Below are 8,219 nucleotides of genomic sequence, written 5' to 3'. Positions count from 1 at the left end.
GACGGAAAATCCGAGGCAGCGCCCTCCCCTTGCCTAAAACTAGCGGGTTCTAAGGGCTAAGCCCTTAGTGGGGGTCGAGGGGGCAAAGCCCCCCGCCTTACTTACTTAAGCCCCAAGGCCCCAGCCATCCGGCCTCAGCCGGGTTCAACACACGAGGCCAAGGCGGCGGAGTGTGGGGGCCTGGTTGGCGAAGAATGTTTTGAAGCCGGTGATCAGGGTTTCGTGCGTGTTGGGGTCGCCGTCCGGCACGGCCTGGTTTGCCCAAGCTGCGAGGCGGGTGGGGTCGGGTTCCGGCAGGGGGTTGTTGATGGTGGCTTCGCTGAGCCAGTCGTGCTGGCGCAGGACCGCGAAGGCGGCGAGACCCGGGAGGGAGATGCCGCCGCCGAGGGCGGGGACGGCCAGGGCGACCGGGTTCATCACGCTGTTGCCCCGCATTTTTTCGGTGAACATGGCGGCGTTGAGACGCACGCTGGGCGGATCCATGCGGGCGGCGGCGTCGGGCACCATGATGGCCTGACCGGTGCCGATCAGCATGGCGAGCAGTTCGGCGGGGTTACCTTGGCTGTCGTTGGGGTGGGACGCGCGGGCGATGGCGAGCAGGTCGCCGATGGTCGCGGGGCCTTCGGCGAGGTAGGCGAAGACGGGTTCGTAGAGGCCGGCGTTCATCGTGGCCTGGCCGGCAGCGGATTCGAAGGTGAGCTTGCGCGTGGCGTAGGGCACCGTGAGGCCGATCGGGACGGCGCGCAGGATGGCATCCCGCGTCATCGGGTCGAGCCGGGTCGCACCGCGCACGAAAATATCGTGGCGCAGGGGCTGGTTGGCGGTGGCGTCCTTGAGCAGTTCGATCATCGAGGGATCTTCGAATTCGGCGGCGATCGCGCGGGCGGTATCGTCGAGTGCCAGGGCGGGGAAGTTTTCGAGCAGGCGGGGTGAGCCGGCGTAGGTGAGTTTGGCGTCGGCGAGCGCGGCGGCGACGTCGTGGTGAAAGCAGGGCGCCCAGGCTTCGTTCATGAATTCATGCGCGAGGTAGGCGGCAGGTTTATCGGCGCAATGTTCGATGATGCGGATGGCGGACGGGTCGATCGCGGCACTGCCGGCGTCCATCAGGCGGCGGACCATGGCGAAGCCCTGCGCGGCCTGACGATCGGCGCGGAACGCGAGGCGGCTGCCGGCTTCGCGCATCAGCCGTTGCAGGCCGATCATGCCGCGCCAGGCGGGCAGGACATTGTAACTGACGTGGCAGAGCCCGCCGGGTTTGAGTTTTTCGGCGAGCAACCGCACGACGCCCTGGCGGACCGGTTCGCTGACCCAGGTCCAGAGTCCGTGGAGGCTGGCGGCGTCGACATCGGGCAGGTCCGCGCCGGTGAAGCGGGTAAAATCGGCCTCGATGAACTGGCAGTTGGTGATCCCGGCACTTTCCGCCATGGCGCGGGCGCGGGCGATATGGGCAGGGTTGAAATCGAGCCCGGTCACGGTCCAGCCCGGGTTGGTGGCGGCGAGCACCAGGGCGGAGAAGCCGAGGCCGCAGCCGATATCGACGAAATGGAACGGTTCGTCGCGCGCGGGGATGGTGGCGGCAAAACCGTTGACCAGGGCGGCGAGCGCCATCAGCCGGGGCGATTGCTCGGCGTAATAGCCGGGGGCGTAGGCGATATCGGTGACGTAGCCGGCACCCCAGCTCATGGTGCGACCGCGCTGAGCCGGGGGATCGGCAGAGCCTCGATCGTGGTGGCATTGAACAGCGCCTGATCGGCGCGCGCGCGGCCGCTGAGCCCGGGGGTGGCGATCGGCAGCCAGCCGGTCCAGGACAGGCGGGGGGCGGTGGTGCCGCCGAGCTGGGCGCGGGGGATCGCATCCGGATCGAGCACGAGGTTGACCGCGAAATCGACCTCCATGCCGACATAGGCGCGCACCATCGAGACCAGATGATGCAGGCGGGGCCGGTCGGGCAGCAGGGCTTCGAAGGCGTCGTGCGACAACGGCCCGATCCGGATAATGAAGCGGGCCTGCGGGTCGAACGCGCGGGCCCCGGCGGCGCAGTCGCGCCCGAGGCGGTTGAACTGGCCGGGCATCCGGCCGCGCGGCATGCGGCTCTGGCTGTCGGCGTCGAGGCGGAGCCACCCGCCGGCGAATTCATCGATCGTGACGTCGCGGTTCAACCAGTCCGACAGCAGGGCCCGCAGCCGGTCCGCCGAGCGCGGGCGGCTCGCGAAGAAGCCGGCGTAGTGCTGGATCGGCATCGCACCAACCGCGAGGCGGTCGATCAGGTGGCGCGTGTTGAAGCCGGTGAGCGCCAGCAGGACTTCGCCGGCGGGGTCTGGCGCTATCCGTGCGTCGGCATTGCCCGTGTGATGGGCGAGTTCGGCGGCGAGGTGCGGGCGGTATTTGGTGCCGGCGGTGGCAAAGCCGGCGATCAGGCGCTGCGCCAGCATCGCCACGAAATCGGCCATCGCGGGCGAGCGGGCGCGGGTCGCCTGGGCGACCAGCTCGGTATACCAGCGCGGCAGCGGGCTGGAGACGCCGAGCAGGCCGATCAGCCTGGTGGCGAGCGTCGCGCGGCCGGCCTGCGGGGCGCTTGCGTGATCGACCTCGGCGGTCGGGTGCGCGAGGGTGGTGGGCGCGGTGAAGGCGATCGCCTCGCCCACATCGCGCCTTGCGGCGGCGAGCCAGAGCAGGCGGATGGCGGCACCGAGGCGGAATTTTGCCGGCGTGCGGGCGAGGCGGGCGAGCGCGCCTTCGGGTGTGCGGGGTGGGTTCATAGCAGCGTCCGGTGGCCGGCGCGGGGTGGGAAGCGCATGGCGGGATCAACCCGGCCGCGCAGGCGCAGGGTGGTGCGCACGAAGGAATTGATCGTGCCGTGCAGGGCAAGGAAGCGTTCGAGCACGGCGCCGAGCAGGAACAGGCCGTTTTCCTGATAGGGTTTCGGGTCGAATTCCAGCGTGACGTCGAGCCCGCGGCAGAAGCTGCCGAGGCGCCCGCCCGGCAGGCGCGCGGTGCCGGGTTTGGCCGCGACGCCGATCAGCGCCTCGATCGCGGCGCGGGTTTCGGCGGTTTCGGCGCGGTCGTACAGGCGGAGCACGTCGCGCAGGGCCGCGGCACCTTCCGGACCGCCGACCACCGAGAGATGACCGAGCGAGAGGTGCGAGATCAGCCGCCACGCACCGCGTTCGGCGAGGCGTGGCCGCAGCGTGGCACCGGGCGGGGTGAGGCAGGCGACGCGGGCGATGCCGTCGTGCGGCGAGATCGGCGTGAGGTAGGGGTGCCCGCCGCCGAACGGCAGGGCGGCGGGCAGGTCGCGGTTGACGCAGAGCGCATCGACCGAGAGCACGGTATCGGCCGGGGCGGCGGGGTCGAACTCCGGCGCGAACGGGGCGAGGAAGGTTTCGGTGCCGCCGAGCGGGGCGGCGGCGGGGCGGCGGGCTTCGAGGTAATAGCCGCCCGGCGTATCCGGGCCGCCCTGGCCGGCGCGGTAGAAGGGTTGCCAGGGCCTGGTGTTGCCGGCGCGATCGGTCTCGCGCACGGCGGTGATGCCCCAGATTTCCATGCCGGTGGCGCGGCGGGCATCCGGCACGACGCGGTATTCGGTGTCGGTCTGGTCGAGGCGGATGGGTTCGCAATGCTGGGGGAAAATATTCACCATCGGCGTGCAGCCGAGGGCGAGGTGTTCGGCGCTGACCGCGCGTTCGAGTTCGATGGCGGAGCGGTCGAGATAGATGAAGATTTCGAGCCGGTTGCCGGCGAGGGCGAGGGTCTTGCGGTCCAGCCCGTCGAGATCGATGAACATGAATTTTTCGGAGAACGCGAAATATTCGGCGAGCAGGCGAAACCCGGTGAAGCCGCGCGCGGGCCAGGGCAGCAGGGCTTCGTCCTCGCCGAAGCCGACCGGGATGACGGCTTCCCGCCCGAGCAGCACGGGGCTGGGATCGCCCGGGCTGACCGCGAGGGCGACGCCGACGGTGTGGGCGGCGAGCAGTTCATACAAATGCGGCGCGATCGCCTGGCCGCCGCGCAGATAGAACCGCAGACGATCGACCCCGAGTTTGGCGAAGCTCATTTCGGGTGCCATGGTGCCGAGCACGATGCGCAGGACCGAGGCGGCACCGGGGGCGAGCGGGTTGGCCGGGGCGACGAAGGGTTGCCCGGCAAGGCGGACCTGTTCGATGCGGATCGGCCAGAGCGAGACGGGATAGGCGGTCTGGAACCGGCAGGCCTGGCCGCGCACGCGTTCGGATTCCAGGGTGAAGCCGGCATCGAGCCGGACGTTCGCCTGCAGATCGGGCTTGCAGTCGAACTGGGCGATGGCGCAGGCGGGGATCGGGGCGAGAAAACCGGGGTAGAGCGCGCCGAGCAGCGCATCGGTCAGCTCGGGGAATTCATCGTCGAGGCGTTTGTGGACGCGCGCCGAGAGGAAAGCGACGCCATCGAGCAGGCGGGCGACGTGGGGATCATCGACCGCATCGGGCGAGAGGCGCAGGCGGCCGGCGATTTTCGGGTGGGTATCGGCGAATTCGGCGGCGAGTTTGCGGATCGCCAGCAGTTCGCGGTTGAAATAGGGCAGCAGACTGTCAGACAAAGCGCTCGCCCTTGACTTCGATTTCGGCCGAGGTGGCATCGACGATCGTGTTGAAGCTGATCGGCTCCGGCGCGGGTTCGGCGTGCAGCAGGCCGTCGATCCGCATGTGCAGCGTGGGGTCGAGCGGGTTTTCCGCCTTGACCAGCACGACCGCGACCTGGGCGAAGCGCGGCTCGAAGGTTTTGATGGTGCGCTCGACCTCGGCGCGGAAGGCTTCGCGCGCGCCGGGGTCGGCCATGCTGCCGGAGGTGTAGTCGGGCAGGCCGTAGCCGGCGACCGAGCCTGCGAGTTCGGTGAGTTTGCCGGGCAGGCTGTGCCAGCGGCGCTTCGCGTTCAGCAGCGCTTCGAGATCGCGCCGGACCGAGCGGCGCAGCACGGTCATCGCTTCGCCGGGCGAGAGCGGGCGGTCGCGGTCACGATCGGGCGCGTCATCGAACAGGCGGTCGAGCGGGGAGAGTTGCACGCGCGCCCCGGCATCGCGCACCCGGTCGTTGAACGGGGTCTGGCTCATGCTGCGAAGACGAGCGTGCCGAGATCCATGATCGGGACCGCATCGTCGCCGACCAGGAATTCGCGCTGGCCGATGCCGGTGACCAGGCCGGCGTGGTCCTGCCAATTAGTCGCGCGGCCGAGGCGATACTCATCGGCCGGGGGTTCGCCGGTCACGGCATAGATGGCGGGGATATAGACATCGCCGTCCGGCCCGGCTTCGACCGCGAGGCTCGCGCGCCGCCAGATCAGGTCGCGCGGGCGGGCGGGTTTGTGGAAGGTGATTTCGGTCACACGCGAAATCGGCACCCAGAAGTATTTACCGGTCGTGGTCAGGACTTCCAGAATCCCCGCTGTGGTATCGCTCGCATCGCGAAAATCGGTGAAGGCGGCACCGTCAGCCGTGCCGGGGCGGGCGGTGCGCGCGGCTTCGGCGGCGGCGGCAGCCTCGCGTGCCGCCTCCAGGTCGCCGGCGCGCTGGGCGACCAGGGATGCGAGCAGGGATTGTTCGACCGGGCCTGGTTCGCCGAGAAACTCCGGCACCCTGCCATCGCGGTATAATTGCCGGCGGGCCATTTCACCGCGCAGCAGCTGGCGGAATTCGGCGACGACCAGCGCGGCGGCCGGGTCGAGCTGGCCGGCGGCATCGAGCAGGACATCGGCGCGTTCGAAATTGCCGGCGAACACCAGCATTTCGACCAGCAGGATGCGGGCGGCAACATCCGTCGGTTTTGCCTTCACCGCGGCGGTGGCGGCGGCGACCGCGGCATCGAGCTGGCCGGCGCGAAACGCGGCACCGGCGCTGCCTGCGGCGGGGGATGTTGCGTTGATCGGGGTCGCAGTCTGGTCGCTCGGCATGGTTCACCCTCCCGGCATCTTTGACGTTAATGCGATTAGTATTGAAACGGCGCTGGGCGCGCAATGGCTGGTTGCGATTGCGACAATGAGGTTCGCGTTTATTTTTATGACGAAACAACGAGTTTGTTTACGACCCGGCAAGGACAGGCTAACATTGCAACCAATGGGCGATTTTGCAACGATGTGCGTTGCGGATCGCCCGGCCAGAACTGTGCCAAGACTGAGACAAGCGTTTTTGCATCGGACGATCTTGCATCGATTTTCGACGTTTTTTGGGGAACCGGACAATGAGCGGCAGCATTCATGAAAAACTCAACCGCGTACGCAAACCGCGGGTGCATATTACCTATGACGTCGAGACGGAGGGCGCACAGATCGTGCGGGAACTGCCCTTCGTGATGGGCGTGCTGGGCGATTTTTCCGGCGATCCGACGCAACCGCTAAAGCCGCTGGCCGAGCGCAAGTTCATCCAGATCGATCGTGACAATTTCAACGACGTGATGGCACGGATGGCGCCGGGGCTGAAGCTCAAGGTCGATAACAAGCTCGCTGACGACGGCAGCCAGATGGCGGTGGACCTGAAGTTCAACAGTATCGAGGATTTCGATCCCGAGCGGGTGGTGGAGCAGGTGCCGGCGCTGAAAGCGCTGCTCGAGACCCGCAACAAGCTGCGCGACCTGATGAGCAAGGCGGATCGTTCGGAACAGCTGGAATCATTGCTCGAGCAGGTGTTGCAAAACGATGGCGAGCTCAAGGCGCTGTCAGGTGAACTCGGCCTCGGCGCCGGCAAGGAGGGCTGATCATGTCAGGCACGAAATCCGAAGCGGCGAGCACCACCACGACCGAGACCGAGCAGGTCAGCCTGCTCGACCAGGTGGTGGGCGCGACCAAGCAGACCGAACCCGACCGGGCGCAGGACCTTGTGAAGACGCTGGTGCAGGAAGCACTGTCCGGCACCGTGACGTTCGACAAGAACCTGACCCGCACGATCGACCGCGCGATTGCCGCAATCGACCGGCGGATGTCGACCCAGCTCAACGAGATCATGCACAATCCGCGGTTCTTGCAGCTCGAAGGGAGCTGGCGCGGGCTCAATCATCTGGTGATGAACTCCGAGACCGGCACATCGCTCAAGATCAAAGTGGTCAACATGACCAAGCGCGAGCTCAACCGCGACCTGACCAAGGCGGTGGAGTTCGATCAGAGCCAGCTGTTCAAGAAGATTTACGAAAACGAGTTCGGCACACCCGGCGGCGAGCCCTATGGCGCGCTGATCGGCGATTACGAATGGACCAACCATCCTGACGACATCGAGAGTTTGCGCCTGATTTCCAACGTGGCGGCGGCCTCGTTCGCGCCGTTCATTTCGGCGGCGGGTGCCGGGATGTTCGGGTTTTCGGACTGGACCGAATTATCGAAGCCGCGTGATCTTTCCAAGATTTTCGAGACCGCTGAATACGCCAAATGGCGCGGCTTTCGCGAAACCGAGGATGCGCGGTTCGTCTCGCTGGTGATGCCGCGCACGCTGGCGCGGGTGCCCTATGGCGCCGCGACCGCGCCGGTCGAGACGTTCAACTACGAAGAGGCGCCGTTCAACGCCGCCGGCGCCGCGCAATCGATGGATCATCATGATTATTGCTGGATGAATGCCGCCTACATGATGGGCGAGCGGCTAACCGCGAGCTTTGCGAGTTCCGGCTTCTGTGTCGCGATCCGCGGTGCCGAGGGCGGCGGCAAGGTGGATAATCTGCCGTTCCACGTGTTCCAATCCGATGATGGCGACATGGATGCGAAATGCCCGACCGAAATCGGCATCACCGACCGGCGCGAGTTCGAACTCTCGAACCTCGGCTTCCTGCCGCTCTGCCACTACAAGAATACCGATTATGCGGTGTTCTTCGGCGCGCAATCGACGCAGAAGGCGAAAAAATACGACCGGCCGGATGCGACCGCCAATGCCTCGATTTCCTCGCGCCTGCCCTATATCATGGCGTCGTCGCGGTTCGCGCATTTCCTGAAGGTGATGGCGCGCGACAAGATCGGCTCGTTCATGGAAGCCAAGGATTGCGAAAACTGGCTGAACCGCTGGATCGGCAATTACGTGAACGGCAATGCCGATGCCGGGCCGGAAATGAAAGCGAAATATCCGCTGCGGGAAGCCAAGGTCGAGGTCAAGGAGATCCCCGGCAAGCCTGGTTCGTACCGTGCCTATCCGGTTGACTCAGACACCCACTAGGGCTAGTGGCCCCCGCCATGGCGGCCATTGACATTCACCAGCGTGACGAACTGGCTTTTCCCC

Annotated in this window: 7 protein-coding genes; 2 read left to right on the top strand and 5 right to left on the bottom strand. The window is 66.8% G+C overall.

What is annotated here, in order from left to right; translation table 11 throughout:
- Positions 1-144: 144 nt before the first annotated feature.
- From B7X49_RS16925 to B7X49_RS16905, 5 genes are read right to left on the bottom strand one after another with little or no spacing between them, the layout of a single operon-like run.
- Positions 145-1,683 carry a class I SAM-dependent methyltransferase gene (locus tag B7X49_RS16925; RefSeq protein WP_286704208.1) on the bottom strand — a complete coding sequence of 513 codons (1,539 nt, stop codon included), beginning with the start codon at positions 1,681-1,683 and terminating at the stop codon, positions 145-147.
- Positions 1,680-2,759 (bottom strand): type VI secretion system baseplate subunit TssG, encoded by a 1,080-nt coding sequence (gene tssG / locus B7X49_RS16920; RefSeq protein WP_286704207.1) that lies wholly within the window; start codon positions 2,757-2,759, stop codon positions 1,680-1,682. The genes B7X49_RS16925 and tssG overlap by 4 nt, the downstream gene beginning before the upstream one ends.
- Positions 2,756-4,573: a type VI secretion system baseplate subunit TssF gene (gene tssF, locus B7X49_RS16915; protein ID WP_286704206.1), complete on the bottom strand. Its 1,818-nt coding sequence runs from the start codon at positions 4,571-4,573 to the stop codon at positions 2,756-2,758. The genes tssG and tssF overlap by 4 nt, the downstream gene beginning before the upstream one ends.
- A complete protein-coding gene (tssE, locus tag B7X49_RS16910; RefSeq protein ID WP_286704205.1) occupies positions 4,566-5,084 on the bottom strand; it encodes a type VI secretion system baseplate subunit TssE in 519 nt (172 codons plus the stop codon). The genes tssF and tssE overlap by 8 nt, the downstream gene beginning before the upstream one ends.
- On the bottom strand, positions 5,081-5,920 hold the full coding sequence (locus tag B7X49_RS16905; RefSeq protein WP_286704204.1) for a type VI secretion system accessory protein TagJ: 840 nt from the start codon (positions 5,918-5,920) through the stop codon (positions 5,081-5,083). The genes tssE and B7X49_RS16905 overlap by 4 nt, the downstream gene beginning before the upstream one ends.
- Positions 5,921-6,207: 287 nt before the next feature.
- Here B7X49_RS16905 and tssB point away from each other — a divergent pair, with 287 nt between their 5' ends.
- Positions 6,208-6,720, top strand: coding sequence for a type VI secretion system contractile sheath small subunit (gene tssB, locus B7X49_RS16900; RefSeq protein WP_029312514.1), 513 nt, complete (start codon positions 6,208-6,210; stop codon positions 6,718-6,720).
- A 2-nt stretch (positions 6,721-6,722) separates the two neighbouring features.
- Entirely contained in the window at positions 6,723-8,156 is a 1,434-nt protein-coding gene (tssC, locus tag B7X49_RS16895) for a type VI secretion system contractile sheath large subunit (RefSeq protein ID WP_286704203.1), read from the top strand.
- The last annotated feature ends 63 nt before the right edge of the window (positions 8,157-8,219 follow it).

The sequence above is a fragment of the Acidiphilium sp. 34-64-41 genome, assembly GCF_002282635.1.
GTDB lineage: Bacteria > Pseudomonadota > Alphaproteobacteria > Acetobacterales > Acetobacteraceae > Acidiphilium > Acidiphilium rubrum.
This window is presented reverse-complemented; position numbering and strand designations above follow the sequence as displayed.

What these genes read in the sequence shown, in the direction of transcription:
- tssC (WP_286704203.1), top strand. Translation starts at nt 6,723, where the DNA reads ATGTCAGGCACGAAATCCGAAGCGGCGAGCACCACCACGACCGAGACC.
- B7X49_RS16925 (WP_286704208.1), bottom strand. Translation starts at nt 1,683, where the DNA reads ATGAGCTGGGGTGCCGGCTACGTCACCGATATCGCCTACGCCCCCGGC.
- B7X49_RS16905 (WP_286704204.1), bottom strand. Translation starts at nt 5,920, where the DNA reads ATGCCGAGCGACCAGACTGCGACCCCGATCAACGCAACATCCCCCGCC.
- tssG (WP_286704207.1), bottom strand. Translation starts at nt 2,759, where the DNA reads ATGAACCCACCCCGCACACCCGAAGGCGCGCTCGCCCGCCTCGCCCGC.
- tssE (WP_286704205.1), bottom strand. Translation starts at nt 5,084, where the DNA reads ATGAGCCAGACCCCGTTCAACGACCGGGTGCGCGATGCCGGGGCGCGC.
- tssB (WP_029312514.1), top strand. Translation starts at nt 6,208, where the DNA reads ATGAGCGGCAGCATTCATGAAAAACTCAACCGCGTACGCAAACCGCGG.